Source organism: Nocardia sp. TBRC8007 (assembly GCF_056629435.1).
The window spans coordinates 1-19,159 of the sequence record NZ_JBWSOR010000050.1 but is presented as its reverse complement, the minus strand read 5'-3'; the positions used below and the strand labels follow the sequence as shown (position 1 = coordinate 19,159).

General features: G+C 64.7%; 23 protein-coding genes and 1 CRISPR repeat array. Of the genes, 15 read left to right on the top strand and 8 right to left on the bottom strand.

All coding sequences use genetic code 11. The annotated features are described in order from the left end of the window. Positions 1 to 437: 437 nt before the first annotated feature. Together ACX4ZE_RS21855 and ACX4ZE_RS21850 are read right to left on the bottom strand one after the other, a co-directional pair. The gene (locus ACX4ZE_RS21855; protein WP_480275349.1) at positions 438 to 1,244 is read right to left on the bottom strand and encodes an SDR family NAD(P)-dependent oxidoreductase; all 807 of its coding nucleotides are present in this window, start codon (positions 1,242 to 1,244) and stop codon (positions 438 to 440) included. A gap of 68 nt (positions 1,245 to 1,312) precedes the next feature. Beyond that, entirely contained in the window at positions 1,313 to 1,612 is a 300-nt protein-coding gene (locus tag ACX4ZE_RS21850) for a hypothetical protein (protein ID WP_480275348.1), read from the bottom strand. A gap of 223 nt (positions 1,613 to 1,835) precedes the next feature. On the opposite strand from ACX4ZE_RS21850, the gene ACX4ZE_RS21845 reads away from it, so the two are divergent. Genes ACX4ZE_RS21845 through ACX4ZE_RS21835 form a run of 3 tightly spaced genes read left to right on the top strand, consistent with a single transcriptional unit; the run spans position 1,836 to position 3,225 of the window. Then, positions 1,836 to 2,762: a hypothetical protein gene (locus ACX4ZE_RS21845; RefSeq protein WP_480275347.1), complete on the top strand. Its 927-nt coding sequence runs from the start codon at positions 1,836 to 1,838 to the stop codon at positions 2,760 to 2,762. Further along, positions 2,672 to 2,905 carry a tyrosine-type recombinase/integrase gene (locus ACX4ZE_RS21840; protein WP_480275346.1) on the top strand — a complete coding sequence of 78 codons (234 nt, stop codon included), beginning with the start codon at positions 2,672 to 2,674 and terminating at the stop codon, positions 2,903 to 2,905. The genes ACX4ZE_RS21845 and ACX4ZE_RS21840 overlap by 91 nt, the downstream gene beginning before the upstream one ends. After that, positions 2,902 to 3,225, top strand: a complete 324-nt coding sequence (locus ACX4ZE_RS21835) for a helix-turn-helix domain-containing protein (protein WP_480275345.1) — start codon at positions 2,902 to 2,904, stop codon at positions 3,223 to 3,225. Before ACX4ZE_RS21840 ends, ACX4ZE_RS21835 begins: the two co-directional genes overlap by 4 nt. Before the next feature lie 803 nt (positions 3,226 to 4,028). Here the strand turns inward: ACX4ZE_RS21835 and ACX4ZE_RS21830 are convergent. Further along, positions 4,029 to 5,033: a recombinase family protein gene (locus ACX4ZE_RS21830; protein ID WP_480275344.1), complete on the bottom strand. Its 1,005-nt coding sequence runs from the start codon at positions 5,031 to 5,033 to the stop codon at positions 4,029 to 4,031. Between the two features lie 153 nt (positions 5,034 to 5,186). Continuing rightward, positions 5,187 to 5,852: a class I SAM-dependent DNA methyltransferase gene (locus ACX4ZE_RS21825; RefSeq protein WP_480275350.1), complete on the bottom strand. Its 666-nt coding sequence runs from the start codon at positions 5,850 to 5,852 to the stop codon at positions 5,187 to 5,189. A 738-nt stretch (positions 5,853 to 6,590) separates the two neighbouring features. On the opposite strand from ACX4ZE_RS21825, the gene ACX4ZE_RS21820 reads away from it, so the two are divergent. From ACX4ZE_RS21820 to ACX4ZE_RS21805, 4 genes are all read left to right on the top strand, one after another. Further along, the gene (locus ACX4ZE_RS21820; protein WP_480275343.1) at positions 6,591 to 6,899 is read left to right on the top strand and encodes a hypothetical protein; all 309 of its coding nucleotides are present in this window, start codon (positions 6,591 to 6,593) and stop codon (positions 6,897 to 6,899) included. After that, positions 6,892 to 7,236, top strand: coding sequence for a hypothetical protein (locus tag ACX4ZE_RS21815; protein WP_480275342.1), 345 nt, complete (start codon positions 6,892 to 6,894; stop codon positions 7,234 to 7,236). Before ACX4ZE_RS21820 ends, ACX4ZE_RS21815 begins: the two co-directional genes overlap by 8 nt. A gap of 75 nt (positions 7,237 to 7,311) precedes the next feature. Further along, positions 7,312 to 7,974 (top strand): hypothetical protein, encoded by a 663-nt coding sequence (locus ACX4ZE_RS21810; protein WP_480275341.1) that lies wholly within the window; start codon positions 7,312 to 7,314, stop codon positions 7,972 to 7,974. After that, positions 7,929 to 9,074, top strand: coding sequence for an IS3 family transposase (locus ACX4ZE_RS21805; protein ID WP_480275340.1), 1,146 nt, complete (start codon positions 7,929 to 7,931; stop codon positions 9,072 to 9,074). Before ACX4ZE_RS21810 ends, ACX4ZE_RS21805 begins: the two co-directional genes overlap by 46 nt. Before the next feature lie 54 nt (positions 9,075 to 9,128). On the opposite strand, the gene ACX4ZE_RS21800 is transcribed toward ACX4ZE_RS21805, so the two are convergent. Next, entirely contained in the window at positions 9,129 to 9,506 is a 378-nt protein-coding gene (locus tag ACX4ZE_RS21800; protein ID WP_480275339.1) for a hypothetical protein, read from the bottom strand. 221 nt (positions 9,507 to 9,727) lie between these two features. Next, a CRISPR array of direct repeats spans positions 9,728 to 10,182; the repeat unit is 28 nt; unit sequence GGCTCATCCCCGCGTGCGCGGGGACCAT. 40 nt (positions 10,183 to 10,222) lie between these two features. After that, complete coding sequence (locus ACX4ZE_RS21795) at positions 10,223 to 10,813, bottom strand: recombinase family protein (RefSeq protein WP_480275338.1); 591 nt, start codon at positions 10,811 to 10,813, stop codon at positions 10,223 to 10,225. A 491-nt stretch (positions 10,814 to 11,304) separates the two neighbouring features. Between ACX4ZE_RS21795 and ACX4ZE_RS21790 the strand changes: the two genes are divergently transcribed. The 3 genes from ACX4ZE_RS21790 to ACX4ZE_RS21780 all read left to right on the top strand — a co-directional run bounded on the left by ACX4ZE_RS21790 (position 11,305) and on the right by ACX4ZE_RS21780 (position 14,798). Continuing rightward, positions 11,305 to 11,922, top strand: a complete 618-nt coding sequence (locus tag ACX4ZE_RS21790) for an IPT/TIG domain-containing protein (RefSeq protein WP_480275337.1) — start codon at positions 11,305 to 11,307, stop codon at positions 11,920 to 11,922. A gap of 969 nt (positions 11,923 to 12,891) precedes the next feature. Beyond that, positions 12,892 to 13,194, top strand: coding sequence for a hypothetical protein (locus ACX4ZE_RS21785; RefSeq protein ID WP_480275336.1), 303 nt, complete (start codon positions 12,892 to 12,894; stop codon positions 13,192 to 13,194). 329 nt (positions 13,195 to 13,523) lie between these two features. Further along, positions 13,524 to 14,798: an IPT/TIG domain-containing protein gene (locus tag ACX4ZE_RS21780; RefSeq protein WP_480275335.1), complete on the top strand. Its 1,275-nt coding sequence runs from the start codon at positions 13,524 to 13,526 to the stop codon at positions 14,796 to 14,798. Here ACX4ZE_RS21780 and ACX4ZE_RS21775 read toward each other — a convergent pair. Both ACX4ZE_RS21775 and ACX4ZE_RS21770 read right to left on the bottom strand, forming a co-directional pair. Then, positions 14,711 to 15,295 carry a hypothetical protein gene (locus ACX4ZE_RS21775; protein ID WP_480275334.1) on the bottom strand — a complete coding sequence of 195 codons (585 nt, stop codon included), beginning with the start codon at positions 15,293 to 15,295 and terminating at the stop codon, positions 14,711 to 14,713. The genes ACX4ZE_RS21780 and ACX4ZE_RS21775 overlap by 88 nt on opposite strands. Positions 15,296 to 15,421: 126 nt before the next feature. Further along, a complete protein-coding gene (locus ACX4ZE_RS21770) occupies positions 15,422 to 15,784 on the bottom strand; it encodes a Tn3 family transposase (protein WP_480275333.1) in 363 nt (120 codons plus the stop codon). Here ACX4ZE_RS21770 and ACX4ZE_RS21765 point away from each other — a divergent pair. The 5 genes from ACX4ZE_RS21765 to ACX4ZE_RS21745 all read left to right on the top strand — a co-directional run bounded on the left by ACX4ZE_RS21765 (position 15,771) and on the right by ACX4ZE_RS21745 (position 18,851). Further along, the gene (locus ACX4ZE_RS21765; RefSeq protein WP_480275332.1) at positions 15,771 to 16,229 is read left to right on the top strand and encodes a DUF6262 family protein; all 459 of its coding nucleotides are present in this window, start codon (positions 15,771 to 15,773) and stop codon (positions 16,227 to 16,229) included. The genes ACX4ZE_RS21770 and ACX4ZE_RS21765 overlap by 14 nt on opposite strands. Positions 16,230 to 16,809: 580 nt before the next feature. Continuing rightward, on the top strand, positions 16,810 to 17,127 hold the full coding sequence (locus ACX4ZE_RS21760; protein WP_480275331.1) for a tyrosine-type recombinase/integrase: 318 nt from the start codon (positions 16,810 to 16,812) through the stop codon (positions 17,125 to 17,127). A 155-nt stretch (positions 17,128 to 17,282) separates the two neighbouring features. Then, on the top strand, positions 17,283 to 17,717 hold the full coding sequence (locus ACX4ZE_RS21755) for an SRPBCC domain-containing protein (RefSeq protein ID WP_480275330.1): 435 nt from the start codon (positions 17,283 to 17,285) through the stop codon (positions 17,715 to 17,717). After that, positions 17,707 to 18,039 carry an ArsR/SmtB family transcription factor gene (locus tag ACX4ZE_RS21750; protein WP_480275329.1) on the top strand — a complete coding sequence of 111 codons (333 nt, stop codon included), beginning with the start codon at positions 17,707 to 17,709 and terminating at the stop codon, positions 18,037 to 18,039. The genes ACX4ZE_RS21755 and ACX4ZE_RS21750 overlap by 11 nt, the downstream gene beginning before the upstream one ends. Positions 18,040 to 18,068: 29 nt before the next feature. Further along, positions 18,069 to 18,851, top strand: a complete 783-nt coding sequence (locus ACX4ZE_RS21745; protein ID WP_480275328.1) for a DUF899 domain-containing protein — start codon at positions 18,069 to 18,071, stop codon at positions 18,849 to 18,851. The last annotated feature ends 308 nt before the right edge of the window (positions 18,852 to 19,159 follow it).

Below are 19,159 nucleotides of genomic sequence, written 5' to 3'. Positions count from 1 at the left end.
GCCGCCAATTGCATGTGATGCGAACTTGCGACTGTGTGCACATCGGTCGGATCGCGGTGGCGAATACGGCGTCCATCAGCGAAATTCGGTGCGTCTGCCCTTGGTGAGGATAGACCCGCTAAGGAGAGTGGAGCGGTCGGCTGGACATCTCGAACTCACGACAGTTGATTACGAGACCCTGCCAGTCCCGACCCCCGTGAAGCCGTATTCGACCGCGTAGTTGCCATCCGACTCCGATGCCATCTTGTAAGTTGTGTTGTCGCTCAATGATTTATCTCCCCATTTTGGGCACCAGTATTCGCTGTCGGGCTCGACTGCCAGGGCCAGGTATGGCGGCGTGCGCCACGAGGTGTTCAGGCTGAGCCGCCACGAGTGCAGATGGGTTCGCTCGTGGGTGCCGGACCGGTCGACCCGCGAGCCTCCTGGCCACCCGGCGATCAGACCGCCTTGATCTGGCCCGCGTCGACGAGGACTGCCGAGCCCGTTGTACTCGCCGAGCGTGGCGAGCACAGGAGCACGATGGCATCGGCGACTTCCTGTGGTTCGATGAGCCGACCGGTGGTCAATTGCATCATCTCGGCCGCTTTGCCATCCAAGATCGTGTCGCGGTCGGTGCCGGCCGCGGCGGCAAAGACATCGGCTGCCCCGCCTTTCTCGGTCCACCAGGGTGTGCGGGCCGGCCCCGGGATCACCGAATTGACCCGGATGCCTTGCGGACCGAACTCTTCCGACAGCGCCTGGGTCAGGTTACCGACCGCCGCCTTCGCGGCGCCGTAGTCGACGTTGACCCCGCTGGCGGCGATTGCGAGGGTCGAGCTGACATTGACGATGGCGCCGCCGCCGCGACCGAGCAGCAACGGAATGGCAGCGCGGGTCGCGCGCACGGCGGACATCAGGTTGAAGTCCAGCATGGCGAACCAGTCCGCGTCGGTGAGCGCACTGAACGAGAAGCGTGGCAAGACGGTGCCGGGCGGGGGACCGCCAGCGTTGTTGACCAGGACGTCGAGCCCGCCGAACGTACGCTGTGCCTCCGTGATCGCCTGTTCCGGGCCGTGTGCGGTAGCCAGGTCGACCGCGACGTGCACGAGCCGTTCGCCGGCCAGCGCGTCCAGCTCCGAAGAGGAGCGACGCGACGCGGCGACCACCAGAGCGCCCTCGTCGTGCAGAGTACGCGCCGTGGCGAGCCCGATACCTTTCGATGCCCCTGTGACCACCGCAACCTTGTTGTGTAAACCGAGATCCATGGTTACAAGCCTGCAATTCGAACTCTGCTGAAGCTGGCGGATTTCGGCCCCGTAGGTCGTTCGCTGGCTCAGCCGGTGCCGACCATGGTGTCGCCGAGGATGCGGGAAAGGTCGCCAGGCCGGTAGGACATGATCTCGATGGCCTCGATGAGGTTGTCGCGGATGTCGAAACGGTTGGTGGCCACAGGGTGCCTGCCAGGAGCGATGATCGCGCCCGGAGATCCCGTGACAAACGCGGTGTCGGTGGCCCGAATACGGTCGAGGAAGTGGCGGGTTTCTTCGGCGACCGCCCGGGCGCCCCGAACTCGGTGGGGCGCTTCGTCGAGTAGCAGGCGTGAATCCGTGGTACGGACCGCGTCTGGCGCCATCAGGGCGACGAGTCGATCGATGTCTCCGCCTCGCGCAGTAAGAGATAACCTGCGAGTTCCCTGATGGCGCCGTAGTCCGTTGAATGCCTGGACCTGGTCGGAACTGTTCGTGTGGGGCTTTGTGGTGCGTCTTGTCCGAATTTCAGGATTATTGAAGTAGATTCGACCGGTCCGAAGAAGCGCCGTTCGAGTTGAATGTGGGGTTCTTAGGTTGAGCCTGGCCATGGTGCGGGATCTTCGGGGGCATCGGGCTCCGGCGAGCGTCGACGAGTTGGCCGCGTTCGAGACTGACGTCATGGCTGGGTTCGTGCTGGCTCGGGCCTCGGCGGGGCTGGCCGACGGCACGATCGGCGGCGACATGAACCACTTCGAGCAGGTGTGTGCGTGGTTCGGGCGGTCGTTGTGGGACATGGAGCCCGCTGACGCTGATGTCTATTTCGGGCAGGTGCTGCGTGGCGCGGCGAAGGGGACGCGGCTGGGGCGGGTGCAGGCGTTGACGACGTTCTTCGTGTTCCTCGAGTTGCGGTACAAGGTCGAGATCCACGCGATGACCGGTCGAGTGGTGGCGTGCCCGATCGACGAGATGAACAAGCCCCGCGGCCGTAAGCAGGCCGTGCTGCGGATCCCGCCGCCCGAGAACGAGATCAAGGTGTTGTTCGGCGGGTGGCGCGAGGAGTTGGCGACCTGCCGCAAGTTCGGTCCGACGGCCCGCAATTATGTTGCTGCCCAGTTGATGTCTCGGGTTGGGCTGCGTGTGAACGAAGCCCGCAGCCTCGACCTGGCCGACATCAAATGGGAGCTGGGCCGGTTCGGCAAGCTGCACGTCCGGATTGGCAAGGGCGCTCGCGGCAGCGGCCCGAGGGAGCGGATGGTGCCGTTGATCGGCGGCGCGGACCGCGTCCTGCGGTGGTTCGTCGAGGATGTGTGGGGGGTCAGTTCGACGACGACCACCGGCGTCCGGCAGCGCCGCTGTTCCCGTCGGAGCGCAAGAACACCGACGGGACCTGCCGCCGGGTCGGCGACGACGCCCTGCGGGCCGGGCTTGCCGACGCCGCCGCGATGCACCTGCCGGACTGGGCGGAGACCCTCACACCGCACGTCTTGCGGCATTTCGCCGCGAGTCAGCTGTATCTGTCGGGCCTGGTCCTGATCTCGATCCAGGAACTACTCGGTCATTCCTGGGTCTCATCGACGCTGAATTACGTCCATGTCCACCGGACCCGGATCGAAGATGCCTGGGTCGCCGGTCAGCAACGCGCCGCACAACGCCTGGAAGGACTGCTGACGTCATGAAATGGAACCTGCGCCTGGCCGCCGCCAACCGTGGCATATGGAAAACCAGCGAACTCCAGCACATGCTCGCCGAGCGCGGCCTGGTGATCAGCGCTGGGAAGATGTCGGGCCTGTGGTCAGGCAATCCCGCCAGCATCAAGCTCGACGATCTCGACGTCATCTGTGCCGTGCTCGGCTGCCCGATCGGGGACGTCCTCATCCCGGAGCCAGAGAGGGTTCAAAATCCCGGAACGACAGTGCTTTCCGAAGTGGCGTCCGGGACTGCGGGTCCGGCGGTGACTCCTCGGCGGCGCGACGGCCGCTCGTTGCCGCCGGAGTGACCCGCGCCGCGCGAGTCCAGGCGGATCCGCACCTGCGCCGGTTGCCTGGCCTGGGGACGGCACTTCGGCAACGGACTGTGCGCCGCGTGCTACCAGTTCACCCGCGAGCACGCCGTCGGAGAGTGCGCCAACTGCGCACGTGCTGTCGCGCTGAAGAACAAGCACTGCTGGCTGTGCTGGAATCAGGCCCGCAAGATCGCCCGCGAAGCCGACGGCCCCGTGCCGACCACGGCCGCTGACCACCTGCACGAGGATCGACCTCGGCAACCGCCGGCTCGCCGTCGCAGGCAAGACCTGCCCGCTCGACGACCTCACCCACCAACTGCTGGTCGGATGGCTCGACTACCGGCGAACCCGCTGGCCCAACACCGCCAACCCGCACCTGCTCGTCAACCAGCACACAGCGCCCAAGCTCACCCCTGTCAGCGCATTCTGGCTTCGTGCCGGTTTTCGTGGTCGACCCGCCACCCTCGAACAGCTCCGCGTTGACCGCCAACTCGAGGAAGCCCTCACCCGCGGCCCGGACCCGCTGCACCTGGCGGTCGTGTTCGGCCTCGACCAGAAGACGGCCATCCGCTACGCCGCATCGGCGCGGCAACTCTTGGAAACCCCGATCGAGCACCACACTTCGGAGTTGACGCGAACCCACGGGTAGAAAACACCCACAGGCTGAACCAACCCTCGGGTTCCCGATGAAGAACCCTCAGTTCGCCTGAACTCCCGTGAGCCCCGGGGTCCCGGTAGCAATCGCCGAAAAAACAACGGATATGATGTAACCCAAGGTCAGGGAGAGTCTCGCTGAGTTACTGGCCGTCGCGGTGTTCGAGGACTTGAGCTTGGAGGCGTTGACGGAGTTCGGCTTCTTCGGGTGTCGTCGGGTCGCCGGGGCGGCGGATCCGTGCGGGGGTGGGCTGGATCGGCGGATAGTCATCGGTGGTGTGTTCGGCTTCGGCGAGTGCGCGGTAGAGCGAGGCGATCGAGGGGTGCTTGCCTGCGTTTTTCCCGGTCTTGATGGTGAGTTTCTTTGCGATGTCGGGGACGGGGACGCCTCGCTGTTTCAGGGCGAGTGCGAAGGTGCGCGAGTCGTCGTCGATGACTTTGGGGCGGCCGCCGTGGTTGCCTCTGGAGGCGGCGATAGCCTGGCCCTCGAGGGTCTTTTCCCGGATGTAGTTGCGTTCGATCTGCCCGGCGACGGCGAGGACCGCGAAGAACATCGCGCCCATGCCGTTGGGGTCGTAGATGCCGGTCAGCGGGCCGGTGAGCAGTTCGAGCTGGATACTGCCGGCCTGGAGGTCGGCGGACAGGGTCATCAGCTCGGCGGCGTTGCGGGCCAAGCGTTTGAGTTCGTGGACGGTCAGCACGACCGGTGTCTCGGGCGTGGCCTGCTTGAACTGGTGTGCCAGCGCGAGCGCCTTCTCCAGCTCGGGCCGGACCCGCACGCGGGTGCTGATCTGCTCGTGGAAGATCGTGTGGCATTCCGCGCGGCGCAGGGCTTCGAGTTGGCTGGCCAGCTCTTGGCGGGCGGTCGATGTCCTGGCGTACCCGATCCGCACCGGACGCTCGCTCGTCGATGCGGGGACCATCGACAGGGTGGGGCGCTGGGTCCAGGCCCCGTCGGGGCCGCGGTCGGCGGGCACCAGCACTTCGAGTTCCTCGCGCAGCGCGGGCACCAGGACGAAGCGCGGGGTGTGGTACTTCGTGGCGGTCCTGCCGCCGCGGGTGCGGCACGCGCTACCGGCCGGCGCGTCACAGGTCGGGCAGCGATGATGTTCCACTGCTGTGGCGGCCTGCTCGGGAGTCGACTCCATAGGAGAAAGTCTCTCAGAACTACCTCGCACAACCGATAGGTTTCGAGAGGAGTTCTGAGAATCGCGGCCTGCGGATACGCGGCCGGTTCCGGGGCGCTCGCGAGTCTCTCGTATCTGATCGTTTGTGAGAATGTGTGTCGCCGAAGCAGTGATTCAGTTTTCGGGGGCAGCGAGCTTGCGGCGCGCGAGGATGATTCCGCCGAGTGGACTTTCGGCCGAGGTCAGAGTTCTGTCTGCCTCGATGGCGAAGCCGGCATTGTCGAGCCACGCGCGCATTCGGCTGTGTTGGCGACGATGGACACGGAGGTGCATCGGGTGTCCGCCGTAGCCTTGGGTCTTCAATTGCGACTCGTCTCCGACGTGGAAGCCGAGTAACAGTGGTCCGCCTGGGCGAAGCGCTCGCTGGAAGTGGTCGAACACAGAATCGAGTTCGTCATCGGGGACGTGTATCAGTGAATACCACGCGACCAGGCCGGCTATCGAGGCGTCCGCGAGGGCGAGGTTCGTCATGGAGCCTACTTCGAACCGGATGTCGGGGTGCTCACGGCGGGCCACTTCGATCATCCTGGGCGACAGGTCTATTCCGAAGGCGTCCACATCCAGTCGACGCAGGTGGGCGGTGATCCGCCCGGCCCCGCACCCCACATCCGCAACGAACCCTCCGCCCTGGGCGCGCACCATATCGGCGAACGACGCCAAGGCTGAACGTTCTTCGGGGGTTTCGTCCAGCAGGTGACGGGTGAGGTCTGCATAGGTGGTTGCGACGGTGTCATACGACCTGCGCGTCTGATCCAGCCAGCTGTCGGAGTTCGGTCCCATTCCCACGGTCGAACACTACTCAAGCGCCCGAGCGGAACGGCCCTCAGTTCAATGCTGGTCGATTGCGCCACAGCCGATCCCGAGATCCGCACAGGCCGCACGGCGCTCGGTTCGGCACTGCCACGGCTGGATGTCGAGCAAGACCGTGACCGTCGGGGGTGTCAGAACAGTGTGTCGCGCATTCGCAGGGGCCGATAGCCGGTCGGCCCGAGCTGGGCCAGCTCGGCATCGATGTCGACCTCGATAGCGCCGAAGAAGTTGATGTTCCGAAGAAGTTGATGTTCTCAGAGTGGGCCGGGGACACGTGCACGAGCACCTCGTCTGGTGTGCGCGGACAGTTCGGGGGCGGACCGGGCCGAGGGCGTGCGCGGAGGTGGGCGTGGCGGGCGTAGCTGCCGTCGGGTCGGTCCTCGCGCATTGGCTGCGTCGGCCCGGAAGGAGAACTTCGAGGCAGGCTTGTACTGGGCCACGATCCTGCGGCAACGGGATCGGGCAGGTTTCTGATCAAGCCACCGAAGCAGACTGGGCCGGTATCGCCGCCACAATCAGTGGACAGATCCCGGGAAGTGCACTCGAAGAGGCAAAGCGGTTCACGAGTCACACCGGTTGTCGCGACGACACCGGTCCTGTCAGCCAGCCCCGGGCCGGCCACCCCAAACACTTACAGAGGGTTCAGAGTGAGCATGTGCAGGATGGCATAGCGAACACCCACGCCAGTAGTCTATATGGTAGTCTTGCATGGTGCCGATTCGTTGGTTTTGGGCGCTGTCGCGGCTGCTGGAGCGCTATGGGGTCGATCCGGACGACGTGTTCGACGTGGTGAATGCCTGGTTCACGGCGAAACGGCCGGTGTGGTTCCGGACCGCGACCGACCCCGCTACCGGGATGACGACGTTCGTGATCTGGGCCCGAACCGACAGTGGTGCCCCGCTTGCCGTCTATGCCCGCTCCAGTGGATCCGACACCGAGGTCTATGCCGCCCGCTACCTCACCACCGCAGACCAGATCGCCCAGTTCGAGAAATGGGAGGCGACCCACAATGACTGATCCTTTCGACGACATGAGCCCTGACGAGGTGGACGCGATGATCGACCGCCTCGAGTTCACCGAGGAAGACGTAACTGAGTCCGACCTCGGCACCACCGTCGGCCCCGTTACCGAACCCGTGCTCGTACCCAGGTCGATCAAGATGCCCTACGACCTGGACAAAGCATGCAAGGCGCGAGCGAAGGCGGTGGGGTTGTCGCAATCGGCGTACATCCGCACGCTGATCGAGCGCGATATCGCCACCGCCGGTACCGGCAAGCCGCGCCCGGCATGGGTTCGCGAACTCCTCGCGGTCATCGCTCATCACGAAGAGAACGACAACCGCAAGGCGTCGTGAGCCGGCAGCCTCGGTGTCCTGTGCTGTTGAGCCGTTTTCATCCTCGGTCAGATCCGTTGTATCCGTGGGAGATTAATGCGGCGTATCGGCTCCGTCCGGCACGCGCACAGCGACCGCATGCTGTCGATGGACGACGAAAAGGTGTTCGGGCCGGTGCTGTTCGAGTATCCGTTCTCGAGGGCGATCGCCGAGCGGTATTTGAAGGACTACCGGATCGTCGTGGTCGGTGTCGCCAACCACCAAGTCCGCCGGATGCTGGCCGACACCGACAGGGTGTGGGTGGACCAGCCCGACGCACCCGGCCTGCGGACCGTGCTCACGCAGACGGCACTGGCGAAAGTGTTGCGCGAATATGGATTACGGCGGGTGCTGGTGTTCACCCACCGCGTCGCCGCGGCGGCCGAGTTCTCCAGGACGCTGGGCGCTGCGCTCGAGCGGGTGCCTGTCGACCAGCGTCCCGACGGGCCGCTGGTGGCTCGGCACGTTCACGGTGAGCAGCCGATAGCGGTGCGGGAACGGACCCTCGATCATCTGTGCACGCCACCCGAGGGCGGGTGGACGGCGATCGCCAATGACGGGACCCCGGTGATCGGTCCACGTGATCTGTACCCGTGTTGTTGGTCCAAGGTTGTGAGAGTCCGAGGGCAGAGTGATCATCGGGAGGTCACATGCCCCGTCAGTACTCATCATCGGTGCGCCGGCAAATCGTTGCCCGGCTTCGGTCGGGTGAACCGGTAGCCGCCATGGCCGCCGAAACCGGAATCTCTGAGGCCACGCTGTTCCGCTGGAAACGCCAGGCCCTCATCGACGCCGGCGTCGTCGAGGGCACCCCGAGCGTGGAGGCTGACGAGTTGGCCGCCGCCCGCAAGCGCATCGCCCAACTCGAGGCCGAGCTGGCGTTGACCCGCGACGCGTGCGCCTTGTTCGACGAACAGGCGGTGGTGCCCCCAAAACACCGACGCGCGATCACTGGGGGGCTGATCGCGCGAGGATACTCCGCCCGATCCGCCTGTCGGATAACCGGATTAGCCCGATCGCTGCTGCCGTACCACCGGCGCAGGCCTGTCCCAGACCGTGAGGTGCGACGGTTGATTGTGGCCGACACGATCACCGAGATCTACCAGCGATCGCGCGGCGCCTACGGGCGCAGGCGAGTCCGCGCGGCGCTGCTGGCCGACTACGACATGAACGTCAACCACAAACTCGTCAACTCCATCATGTCCGAGAAAGGCCTGTGCGGGCTGCCGCGTCCCGGGCGACGAAAACCCAATCCGATTGGCGTCGACACCCCTGTTGACCTGGTCAATCGGCGGTTCACCGCCACCAGGCCCAACGAACTGTGGTGTACGGATATCACCGAACACCCCGCGCGTGATGGCACGGTGTACTGCTGTGCGATCCTGGACTGCTTCTCACGGATGATCGTGGCCCGCACCTTTTCGACCACCGCCGACACTGCGCTGGTCAACAATGCGGTCAACATGGCCGTCAAGAACCGAACTCGCAGTGGTCCAACGATTCTGCACGCCGATCACGGTACGCAGTTCACGTCCTGGAGCTTCGGGGAGAACATGCGGCGCTGGGGCCTGCTCGGCTCGTTCGGCACCGTGGGCGACTGCTTCGATAACGCCGCGATGGAATCGTTCCGGGCACGGATGCAGGTCGAGTTGCTCAACACTCGCAAATGGGCAACCACCCTGGAACTGGCGGCCGCGATGGCTGACTACATCGACAACTTCTACAACGTCGAACGCCGCCACAGCTACCTCGGTAACATCAGCCCTACAGAGTTCGAAGCGCTCTGGACGTCTACCTATTCGATCCCTCAACTCGCATAGCCACGGCTCGAAACGGCGGGGACAGATCACCCGGACCGGAACAGAGGGGTCAGGTCAGTCGTCCATCGGAACCTTACTTGTCAGCGTTTCCATGCCTTCTCGGTCCGGCAATGCTTCCCTTTCTTTCCTTGCGGAACGGCTGCCTGTGCCTTGTTCCAGGCTGCCTTCTCCGCCGCTTTTGTTCTTCCCGCTTCCTGTGTACTTGAACGGTCCTGTGGCATTGGTCCTGTCCAGGTTTTCGAAGTAGCACGACAGCGTCACGTAATGCGTGGCGGTGAACTCGAACTGCCACTCCCCGGACGGTGTTGCCTTAGCAGGCATAGCCTCCGCTGCGGATGGTGCAGCCCCCGCGACCCCCACTGCACCGGTGGTGCACGCTGCCGCCAGAGCGATCGCGGCGATCAGGCGGCGACCTGGTGTGGAACTCATCATTTGTACCCTCCGTATGAGATCGTTCCTTCACCTGTATCGGATGCAGTTGCCCCACAAATGGTTCGATCGATTCACAATGGCTCACATACACTCTGACCGTCACGTCGGGCACTCGGTGTTCCAGTGAGTAATCGCGCGAAAATAGAGAAGTTGCTTTGACCAGTGGTTATGGCGGGTTCGGGCGGCGGGACATGTCCGTGATCGAACGCCTCACCTGAACCAGATCATCCCCGCGTGCGCGGGGACCATGGCCGGGGGCTCGAGGAGGTCTGCCGCTATCTGGGCTCATCCCCGCGTGCGCGGGGACCATCGATCAGGGGGAAAGTTGTGGCAGCGGGACGGGGGCTCATCCCCGCGTGCGCGGGGACCATCATGTCGCTGAAATCGCGCGTTTGCGTGCTGAGGGCTCATCCCCGCGTGCGCGGGGACCATCGGTTCTGAATGTCGGCAGTGCCCAGGCCGATGGGCTCATCCCCGCGTGCGCGGGGACCATGGCGTCCCGATCGTGGCCATCCACCGTGACATGGGCTCATCCCCGCGTGCGCGGGGACCATGATCGGGACGCCGGCGATATCGTCGAACCCTACGGCTCATCCCCGCGTGCGCGGGGACCATCGTGGACGAGAAGGTTGCTAGATGAGAGCTGGGGGCTCATCCCCGCGTGCGCGGGGACCATACTTCTTGACCAGCAGTGATTCTGTCAGATCTGTTGATTTTCATTCGGTTTCCACCAGATCTTGATTCCCGGAGATAGAGGTGGCTTCGGTGCGTAGGTAGCTGTAGACGGTTTCGCGGCTGATGCCGAACTCTCTGGCCAGTGCGGCTTTCGGCTCCCCGTCGGCGGCGCGGGTGCGTAGCTGGTGGGTTTGTTCGGTGGTGAGGGCGGGTTTGCGGCCGGTGTAGGCGCCGCGGGTCTTGGCGGCGGCGATGCCTTCGCGTTGGCGTTCGAGGATGAGGGCGCGTTCGAACTCGGCGAAGGCACCCATCACGCTCAGCAGCAGGGTCGCCATCGGGGAGTCCTCCCCGGTGAAGGTCAGGTTCTCCTTGACGAATTCCACCCGTACGCCTTTGCCGGTGAGGGTGCGTACGAGTCGTCGTAGGTCGTCGAGGTTGCGGGCGAGGCGGTCCATGGAGTGCACGATTACGGTGTCGCCGTCGCGGACGTAGTCGATCAGTTCGTCCAGTTGTGGGCGTGCGGTGTCTTTTCCGGAGGCGTGATCGGTGAAGGTGCGTTCGACGTCGATTCCGTCGAGTTGTCGGACGGTGTTCTGGTCGAGTGCGCTCACCCTGATGTAGCCGACACGCATGACTGGCCTCCCTGGACTGGAAAATGTCAATTTGAAGTCTAAGAACCGAGTAGACATACGTCAAGAAATGGGGAACCGGACTCTATTCTGACGCTTTTCGTCCTGGTCGGGGGTGTGGTGTTGGGGTGCACCCCAACCAGACACCGATACCGGTCCGGATATCGGGTGCTGGTAAGCATCGCGGGTGACTCGCAGTGGGGAGTGGTGGCGATGACGGCGGCGCCGCAGGAGGCTCGACGGCGGCGCCGGGTATCCGGGCGTACATCATCCGGACCACGAAACCCACTGCTGGACAACCATTGTAGACTCTTGGGACCGTACGGTCGCAGATCCGGGACCGGGACGGAGAACCGGACCGGGGATTGTTGCGGAACCGCCACCAGGGATTCGTTGCGGAACCGCTACCGCGGGTGGGTTACTGGATACAACAGTGGTGCTACCACCTCGACAACCGTTGCAGAACAATCCTTTTCCTTCTGGGAGGCTCCACGATGGCGCCGGTGCTCACCTCGCTCAACCCCAGCTCCAACCTCGCCTCCGGCGGCAACACGGTGCAGATCTTCGGCAGCGGGTTCGCCGGCGCCGGCCCATTGACGGTGCGGTTCGGGGCGACGGCGACTACCTTCACCATCGTCTCCGACACCCAGATCGACGCCATTGCCCCACCCGGCACCGGCACCGTCGAGGTCACCGTCGCCGCCCTGCTGAACGGCACCAGCAACCCACTGCCCTACACCTACGGTGGCGGCCTGCTGTTCTTCACCGATGGCGGCAGCCCCGGCAATGTGTATTCGGTGCCGCAGATCGGCGGCACCCCGACCCTGCTGGCGACCGGCTTGAGTGTTCCCGCAGGTCTCGTCCGGGTCGGTGACCTCCTCTACCTCTGCGAGTTCACGGGCGATCGGGTGTCGACGGTGCCGACAACCGGCGGCACGCCGACCCCCCTGGTGACCGGTCTGTCGTCCCCTAACGACATCACCGTCTCCGGCAGCACCCTGTTCATCACCGACTTCGGCACCGGTCAGGTGGTGTCGGCGCCGATCACCGGCACCGCCACCCCCACCGTGGTCGCCACCAGCCCCACCGGCGCAATCGGTATCGCGATTTGAGCGCTGGCCCCGACCGCTGGACTGTGTGGCACGGCCGATATCCCCTCGGACCGTCGCCGCACAGCCCGGCGGGGCCACAGTCGATACATCGGGACGGGCGGCCCGGTGTGGTCGCGGTGGCGGGCATGGTTGCGTATGGGTACCGGCACTCGCCGAGACCGCACCGGCCATGTCTGCACCGGCGAGACAGTCCGGGATCTCGGCGGTGCGGGCGGGTTGCTGCGTCGAAGGTCGGATATGGACCGGTGCCGGGACCTGCGTGGACAGCAATGCCATTCACCTCCGTGAAATCACCGCCATCTATCGCCGCGAGTCGCATTCCGACATATGTCTGTTTGAGGTGTACCCCAGATACACACCGCAGAGGCGGAACTGGGCACTTTGGTTCTCGAAAGCAGGGACCTGGTTAGGTGGCGGTGTATCGCCAATCCCCCGAAGAGTCGACGTTGCCGTGTACGCGGCATGCATTACAGATCCGGCCTGCGAAAACATACCGTCGCGCAGACTGTCTCGTGAACCATCGTTTATGGACGCGTTCGCTCGGGTGGCGGCACCGGGATGGTGACGGGCCGGTTATGGGGCTCCAGCACGTTGGGCCAGCCGTCAGCCGGAGGGTCGCCCCACCATCGGCGGCCGTCTGGATCGGTCCACTCGCAGTGCTCCGGGGGCCCGTCGCCGAGTTTGACGGTGAGGAAGTTCGATGCCTGCTACACCGCCGAGCCCGAGTCGTGTTCCCGTAGCGCAGGGTTCAGGGGTCCGGTGATCGGTGATACCTCGAGGTGGGCGAACCGTGCGGCGAACCGGCCGGCGGTGTTGCTGTAGCGTAGGCACATCGCCAGGCCGGTATCGATCCAGCACTTGTTGATGGTATGCAGCGAGTGTGGTCGACCGGCCAGCCAGACCAGGTTCTCGGCGACCGCGATCGCTCACTGGCGATGGGCTTCGGCGACGAGGTCGGCATAGTACGGATTGCGCGGGTGCCGACTGCCAGGTCTGGAACTTCACGATCACCCGCACCCAGACCTGCTCGATGACGCGGCACTTACGGTCGCTGGTGCACTGGCGGTGCTGCCACGGTCTGCGGTACCACCAGCGGTCGGCGGCGGCGTCTTCGAGTCCGCTGCTCTCGAGGTTGCCGACCACCGCGACGATGATCTCGGAGTCGGTGAGGTTGTGCTTGTTGACGGTCTTGTCGAACCCGAACCCTTCATCGAGAACCGAGTCGTACCCCAACCCGGCATCGATTCCGGTCCGGATATCGGGGGTCGGTAAGCATCGTGTGCGACTCTCGGTGTTCTCGCGCTCTCGGATGGCGGCGATGACTACGGCGCTGCAGGCGGTTACGATGACGGCGCCGGGTATCCGGGCACACGCCATCCGGACCCCGATACCCGTTGCCGGGCAATCACTGTCACCTCCCGGGACCGACCGGTCGCAGATCCGGGTCCGAGACGGAGAACCGGACCGGGGATTCGTTGCGGAACCGCCACCAGGGATGCATTGCGAAACCGCTACCGCAGGTGGGTTACTGGATACAACGGTGGCGAAACCACCTCGACAACCGTTGCAGAACAACCTTTTTCCTCGTTCGGAGGCTTCCGATGGCGCCGGTACTCACCTCGCTCAACCCCAGTTCCGGTCCCGAATCCGGCGGCAACACGGTACAGATCTTCGGCAGTGGGTTCGCCGGGGCAGGCCCGCTGGCGGTGCGGTTCGGGGCGACGGCGACCACGTTCACCATCGTCTCCGACACCCAGATCGACGCCATCGCCCCGCCCGGCACCGGCACGGTCGAGGTCACCGTCGCCGCCCTGCTGAACGGCACCAGCAACCCCCTGCCCTACACCTACGACGGCGCAGGCCTGCTGTTCTTCACCGATATCAACAACCCTGGCGATGTGTATTCGGTGCCGCAGACCGGCGGCATACCGACTTTGCTGGCGGCCGGCCTGACCTCTCCCATAGGTCTCGTCCGGGTCGGTGGCCTCCTCTACATCTGCGAGCTCTTCGGCACTCGGGTGTCGACGGTGCCGACAACCGGCGGCACGCCGACCCCGCTGGTGACCGGCCTGTCGCTCCCCAGGGATATCACCGTCTCCGGCAGCACCCTGTTCATCACCAACGCGGGTACCAGCCAGGTGGTATCAGCGCCGATCACCGGCACCGCCACCCCCACCGTGATCGCCACCAGCCCCACCGGCGTCTTCGGGATCACCGACGGGGTGCCCACCCAATCCGGGTTCGCGCCGATCGCGGCGGCCCTGCTGGCCGCACCCGTGCTCACCGCGCTCGACCCGATTTCCGGTCCCGAATCCGGTGGCAACACGGTACAGATCTTCGGCAGCGGGTTCACCGGCCCGCTGACGGTGCGGTTCGGGGCGACGGCGACCACGTTCACCATCGTCTCCGACACCCAGATCAACGCCATCGCCCCACCCGGCACCGGCACCGTCGGTGTCACCGTCACCTCCGTGGACGGCACCAGCAATCCACTGCCCTACACCTACGGCGGCCTACTGTTCTTCACCGACAGCGGTAATCCTGGCGGTAATGTGTATTCGGTGCCGCAGACCGGCGGCACACCGACCCTGCTGGCGACCGGCCTGAGTCAGCCCAATGGTCTCATCCGAATCGGTAACCTGCTCTATATCTGCGAGTCCGCAGCCAATCGGGTATCGACGGTGCCGGTCACCGGTGGCACATCGACCCCCCTGGTGACCGGTCTGACGCTCCCTGCGAACATCACCGCTTCTGGAAACACCCTGTTCATCGCCAACTCGGGCACTCTTCAGGTGGTGTCGGCGCCGATCACCGGCACCGCCACCCCCACCGTGATCGCCACCAGCCCCACCAGCGTCTTCGGGATCACGACTTGAGCGGCGGCACCGACCGCTGGACTGCGTGGCACGGTCGACATCCCCTCAGAGCGTCGCCGCGCAGCCTCAGCGGGGCCACAACTGATACAACGGGACGGGTGACCTGGTGTGGTCGCGGTGGCGTGGGCACCGGCACTCGTCGAGACCGCCCCGGTCTGTATCCGTATCGACGAGACGGGCTCGGATCTCGACGAGTGCCGGCGCTCCACGAAATCACCGTCATCCAGCACCGCGAGTCGCATTCCGACATATCGGTTCGCCCGCGCCGGATGCCGGGTCGGGGTGTAGTAGCCTCGGCGCAGCAGCACCTGTCGCCCGTGGTTGTCCTGGAAGCGGGAAATGACCTTTGCCTGATAGTCCACCGACGGCGCTGCCGTCGCCACCGTCGGCACACATGTGACCAGTGCTGCGGCCATCGCGGCCGTCAGCAGGATTCGTGGCGCCGAAGGCACCCGGTATTCGGGTCGAATCCCCCTGTTCTGCAATGAATTCCTCATCGGACCCCCCTACTCGATTTTGAATTGTGTTCTTCCGAAAGGTGTTTCGGGCTATATGATGTGAGCGACTGTACTCGCTCGAGTCCGGGTGATCATGGCTTTTTCATACGTAGAGAGCGGGTACGACTATCCGGTGACGCGTTCTCGGGTCAGATCCAGACGGGTGTCCATGTCCAACCGGAACCGGTCGTAAGGATTGATGTTGGACCAGAACAACGGGCTCAGTGCGCGGCGTTCGGTGTCGCCGACCAGATCGTGGAACTCCGGGGCCTTCAGGACGGCTTGTAGCAGGAGGGTGTTGATATGCACCATCGCCGATTGCAGTAGGTGCAGCGCCAGCATCGACACCTCGGCGTGCTCGCGGTCGGCGCCGGTGAGCGGCTCGCCGAGATGAACAAGCAGGTGCTGGGCAACCTGACCCACATCATCACCGCGCTCGAAACCGATCCTGGCCCAGCAGCGCAGGGAACGCCGAATGCGAGCTGACAACACTCGGCATCTTCTCGCCGCCGCCCGCCACCGGCACGAACTGGCCCGCAGTAAGGCAATCCGAGCCATCCGTGAACTCGACACCGCGGGAGCGGCCGTGACGTTCCAGACCGTCGCCACCGCAGCCGAGGTCTCGCGGTCCTGGCTCTACTCGCAGCCCGACATCCGAGCCGAAGTCCAGCGACTACGTGAGCTGAATCGCCGCGCACCAGCCACATCGCTGCCAGCACATCACCGCAGCAGCGATTCCTCGCTGGTCCGCCGCCTCGAACTCGCCACCGCCCGCAACCGGGAACTGACCGAGGAAAACCAGCGGCTACGTCGGCAACTCGCCCACGCTCTGGGGCAACTACGACATGCGGGCATTCGCCCCGGCTCGGAAACCTCCGACCCACCACCAACCCGCAGCCGACATCGCAACTCCATAACAATCGGCCCCTACTGACCACCGCTCTTCACGCGAGTACCTGTCCGTCGCCGACACCGTCCCCGACGAACAGGACCAGGTCAGCAGTCCACAACCGCGAATGGCTCTAGATAACGATCGTCTTTGTGACGGGATCCCGGATTCGGTCAGGGCCCGCCACCGTACTCGGCGACGGGCCCTTCTCGCGTGCTTCGCTCAGTTCACGAGTTTTGTTCCGGCGTAGCTGGCCACCTGCACCTCGACGATCTCGTCGGAGGCGTTGTTATAGGTCGAATCGATCCAGTCCTAGATTGCCAACTCTGCTTCCTCCAGTACCGGGTCCGGAATGTCGGTCGGAGAGTCCGCGCGTAGGAGGTAGTATGCCCGATCTGCAGAATCCTGGCTTGGGTGCTGTTCAGCCCAGGTCAGATGCGTCTCGTAGTCGGCATCAGCTTTCTGCTCGAACTCGATCCGCGCATTGCTGAACTCCGGGAACTTCGTGATCTCCCTCGCCAGTGCAGACCGGACAGCGTCCGCCTCCTCAGGCTGGCAGTAGAGCTGAAAACTGAGAAGCTGCTCATCGCTAACTCGTGACGTCCTCTCGCTACAGGGTGCGGCAGTGCCGCTTGTGGTGCCCATCCGGCATCATTTCGTCGATCTTTCGGTCTGCGCCGGACGCGGGCGGCTGTCCTATCGCCGTGTGGCGACCTTGTTCGAGGATCACACCGCGCAGATGACGCGGGGCCCGTTCACGCTGCACCAGTTACGCCACTCCCGGCTCACCCACGCTGCCGAACAGGGCGCGTCCACACCGATGCTGATGGCGTTGTCCGGGCACACCTCGGTACACAGCCTGACCAAGTACGCGAAGGTGTCGGCCGAAGCCTTCGACTGGTGGCAGGCCCAGACCGGCCCCGCCACACGGCGGCGCTGCTGACGCGGGTACCCCCACATCTCAGAGTTCAGTTTCGTCGCCGGATTCGAGCCACGCCAGTGTTGACGCGTCGACTGCTGGGCCGCAGGCCGAGATTGACGCAACTCAATGGTTGCAATAATATCGCAACCATTGAGTTGCTATTAATGGAGGTGGTTATGGGTTTTCCCGATCGCATCGAGCGGACGATCGAGCTGGCGCACCCGCCGGTAAAGGTGTGGGCGGCGCTGACTACGGCCGAGGGGTTGGGCACGTGGTTCGGCAATGAGGCCGACATAGAGCTGTGCCCAGGCGGTAAGGCGTGGATGCGCTGGAATGAGGGGGGGCACTGCGCGGACATGCGGGTGGAGCGGGTGGAGAAACCGCACGTATTCGGGTTCACCTGGCATATCTTCGGGCTTCCCGAGGAGGATCCGCGCCGCACCTATGTGGAGTTCACGCTCGAGCCAGTGGCCGCAGGTACACGACTGACCGTGGTCGAGACCGGTTTTGCTCAGCTTGCTGAGGACGCCTACAAGGCGGCGTTCGAGGGCAACACCCACGGCTGGCAGAACGAGCTTGGTGAGCTGGCCAGCTACCTCGATGCGGCCTGACCAGGAGGCGATTGCCGAGCAGGTCTTCGTGTCCCTAGCGGACCCCAGCCGGCGCGCGATCCTCGCCGCGCTGGCGTCCTCAGGGCCTGCCACGGCGACCGACCTGGCGGCCCGGCTGCCGATCACTCGGCAGGCGATCGCCAAACATCTGAGGTTGCTGTCCGAGGCCGGTCTGGTGACCACGGAGCCGGGGGAGCGCCGCCGGGTGCGTTACCGATTATGTTCCGCGCCGATGCAAGTGGCGCAACAATTCCTCGCTGCGCTGGCGCGAGACTGGGACGGCCCGCTCGACGCATTGAAGAAGATCCTCGATCGAGACTGATCAATCCGAAACCGAACAGGAATACCACTATGAAGACACCGTCAATCGTTTCGCAGAACGAGTGGGAGGCAGCGCGTCTGGAGCTGCTGGCGAGAGAGAAGGAGGTGATGCGCGCCCACGACGCGCTGGCTGCCCAACGCCGCCGCATGCCATGGCTGGCCGTCGACAAGCAGTACCTGTTCGATGGACCTGACGGCCCGACGAGTCTGCTCGACCTGTTCCAGGGCCGCCGCCAGCTGATCGTCTACCGCGCATTCTTCGAGCCCGGCGTGGTCGGCTGGCCCGATCACGCCTGCCGCGGTTGCTCCATGATCGCTGACCATGTCGGCAATCTCGCGCACCTGAACGCCCGCGACACCACGCTTGCATTCGCCTCGCGCGCACCGCAACTCGAGATCGAGAAGGTGAAGGCCCGGATGGGCTGGTCACCGATCCCCTGGTACACCATTACCGACGAGTTCGACGTGGACTTCGGCGTCGACGAATGGCACGGCACCAACGCCTTCATCCACGAAGGCGATCAGGTGTATCGCACGTATTTCATCAACCGGCGTGGCGACGAGTACTTCGGAAACACCTGGAGCTACCTGGACATGACGGCCCTCGGGCGACAGGAGAACTGGGAGGATTCGCCTGAAGGCTACCCCCAGACACCACCTTACGAGTGGTGGAACTGGAACAATGCATACACTGCCGCGGTCGACGAGACCGGCTCGGAATGGCTGGGCAGGGTCGCCGCCATGGACAGGGCCGAAGCCGGCCGACAGCAGAAGGAAGCACCGCACGACTGCTGTACACACCCGGCGCAGTGATGGTCCACCCGTCGGTTCAGGCCCGGTCCCGAGTGGGCCGGGCCGGAACGGCTCTGTCGCTGCTCTCGGCGACACTGCATGCCGCCTGCGACGGAACCCATTGCACCACAGTGTGGGTGATTGTCCTGCCGGCGCTGATGTCGCTGGGCTGCCTGGGTGTGCCTGGGACCTGTGGACCCGGCCATTCCCCGGGGCATAGGCCATGACTACGGCGATGAGCAGCGCAATGCTGGTGCTGCACTTTGCCAGCCCGATGCCGGGCGCTGTGATGCACCAGGCTTACCTGGCCGCCCTCGCCGATCGGGGTC